Source organism: Mesorhizobium sp. M7A.F.Ca.US.014.04.1.1 (assembly GCF_003998745.1).
Classification (GTDB): Bacteria; Pseudomonadota; Alphaproteobacteria; order Rhizobiales; family Rhizobiaceae; genus Mesorhizobium; species Mesorhizobium ciceri.
Map to the genome: position 1 here is coordinate 1 of NZ_RZRW01000768.1, position 2,195 is coordinate 2,195.

Annotated in this window: 2 protein-coding genes; both read right to left on the minus strand. The window is 59.3% G+C overall.

Going from position 1 to position 2,195, the window contains the following annotated elements:
- Nucleotides 1-424, minus strand: a 424-nt coding sequence (locus EOA22_RS31220; RefSeq protein WP_281040805.1) for a chemotaxis protein CheB, incomplete at its 3' end; no start/stop codon positions are given.
- A 126-nt stretch (nucleotides 425-550) separates the two neighbouring features.
- Entirely contained in the window at nucleotides 551-1,519 is a 969-nt protein-coding gene (locus EOA22_RS31225) for a manganese catalase family protein (RefSeq protein ID WP_063170816.1), read from the minus strand.
- Nucleotides 1,520-2,195 lie beyond the last annotated feature (676 nt).

The following is a 2,195-nucleotide window of genomic DNA, read 5'->3' on the forward strand; positions in this document are numbered from 1 at the left end:
GATCACATGCTGCTACGGCGCGGGCCGCTGATCGAAAAAGGGGATCGATGGCAGGGCGCGCCAAATTCTCCCGCGGCCCGCGCCGTAGCAGCATGTGATCATCATGTAAAAGCAGGTGAGCTCCGGGCGGTGCAACGAAGATGTGCCCGTTTTTAACCTTCGTGCCGCTGGCGGCATTCGCTACGGGCATGTTGGCAGCGCGACCGAGAATGTCGCCGAGGTAACTCGTGAGACCGACGTGCTGTACGATGAGGAGGGCCGCCGGAATGTCCGGCGAAATATCCCGGACAAGTCTCTTCAGCGCGTCGAGGCCCCCCGCCGAGGCTCCGATTGCGACAATGCACCGGTTCTCGCAACCGTAGGCACGGACCTTCTCCGACTGCCCCGCATGTTCCGACTCTGATCGTGGTGCGGCGGTGGCCATATGTGCTTCACCCACTCAGCAAATAGCGAGCACTCCGGCCAGTCCGCTGCTGCCAGTCGGATACCCTGCTTTCGTCGTTAGCTTCCTGACCCCGAACATAGTTGCCCGCAATGACGTCAGTCCAAACTAACGCTTACGTGCGCGTTTGACAGCAGCCTCGGCCACGGCCGGGGCCTCCTGAATGCTTGCCGCGCCGCCAAAATCCGCGTTCTTGGTTCGGCCAGCTCCAGGACCGGCACCTAGATCAGCGCCCGTGATCGGATCGGACGCCGGATCAGAAAGAGTACGGTCGGCCATCTTGGCCACCACCTTCATGTCTCTGGCGCCCATTTTGACGGTTGCCAAGCCGTCTCCGCCGTCGACGGGCATCACCTGTTCAAGGTCATCGATCCGATCCCACTCTTCGCCGGAATTCCATGGACCATTGGTATCGCCGTCACCTTGAGAGGTGTTGACGTACATGCTGGCGTACCTCTCGATGCCCGGGAGCTTGCCTGACGGGAAATTGTTTTCGATGGCGTAGAGTGCTTTCTCAAACGACTTTTGATGAGCGATCTCGCGTGTCATCAGGAAGCCGAGCGCGTCCTTGATGCCCGGATCATCGGTGATGTTGATGAGGCGTTCGTAAACGATCTTGGCGCGCGCTTCAGCGGCGATGTTCGACCGCAAATCCACGGTAGGTTCACCGCGTGAGTCGACATAGGCCGCGGTCCAGGGAACGCCGGCTGAGTCGCACAGCGCGGGAGCACCGCCAAACAGGATGGATTCCTTGGCTGTCGTACCGCTGGCGCCGACCATCATATAAAGGTCCGCTTCTTTCATCTGGCCTTCGGCAAGTTGTGCCTTGAGCCCCTTGTTCAGCATGGTGACGATCGATCCCACCACCTCAAGGTGGCTGAGTTCTTCAGTGGCTATGTCGAGCAACATGTCGCGACGGCCAAGATCATCCTCGCCGAGGCCTTGCGTGAAATAGCGCATCGCCGCGGCAAGCTCACCATCGGCGCCACCGAATTGTTCCATGATCATGCAGGCCAGGCGGGGATTAGGCTCCGAAACGCGGACGGTGTATTGCAGGCGCTTGTTGTGCATGAACATTGGCAATCCTCCAGGGGGTTGGGTTGCCCAACATCCGCCTGCGAGGATTGTTCCATATTGCATCGAGTGACGCAGTGGCCGATCCGCGAGGCCATGGCGCGCTAGGGGTGAAATTCGTGTCGGGACGCACATCAATGAGCGCCTCCAGATGGGAAAAAGACTGGTCGCGCACGTTTTTTCCTCCGGGTACTGGAACGAACATGTTGTCGGGACTAACCCACGATGAAAGCGGCGAAAAAACTGCTGAGGCTCTGCATTCGTCTGCAGGTCACAGCGATGGGATGACAGATCCCGAATGGCCACAGCAAAGTCCGGCGCCAGGCATCTCTTGCGAAGTTCTGCGATCTCGGAACAATCGCGCCAAACCACAGTTCTAGCCAGGCAGCGGAGCTGCAAGATTGGTGACCCGATCCCCGCGTGAGCCCTCCCACGGCGTAGGCGCTTGATCACCAGCAGGCGATATAATCGCGGCGATAGCATCGATGGGCAAGAAGGCCAAGCAGAACACCGCGTCTCGGACGGATCGCGAAAGGGCCATCGAAGCGACTACTTTGCCCGAAAGTGCGGCCTCACCAAGGAGGAGGCACTCAAGATGCTCAGGGAAGCCCAAATCAGGATCGATGATGGACCCAAAAGGAGCTCCGGCAACCGAACTTAGAAGCGATCGTCGATCGCT